The sequence below is a fragment of the Ulvibacter sp. 2210JD10-4 genome, from assembly GCF_058148525.1.
Genome location: NZ_JBYVJZ010000083.1, coordinates 1 through 241, shown reverse-complemented (window position 1 = coordinate 241; position 241 = coordinate 1). Strand labels below are relative to the sequence as shown.

General features: G+C 39.8%; 1 protein-coding gene. It reads right to left on the bottom strand.

Annotated features, from left to right (window positions below):
• Positions 1–241 (bottom strand): hypothetical protein (locus ACY2RT_RS15570; protein WP_490156827.1); only part of this gene is annotated, 241 nt, incomplete at both ends.

Below are 241 nucleotides of genomic sequence, written 5' to 3'. Positions count from 1 at the left end.
ACAAATCGATCCGGAAATGCATCAATTCGTTTTGAATTAATAATGGAGGATCCATAGGAAAGGCTCACGTCCGGCTCCAGGTCGATAATCTGTTCTACATATTCCAATTCATTAATGGCTCCTTTGAAGATAGATATAGGGTTTGAGCTGTCCTTAGAATACTTGCAAAACAGTAAAAAGAAACCTTTCTCGGTCTGAATACGTGTTTGCAAATGCCAGTAACGTAGATCCTCCTCGATAG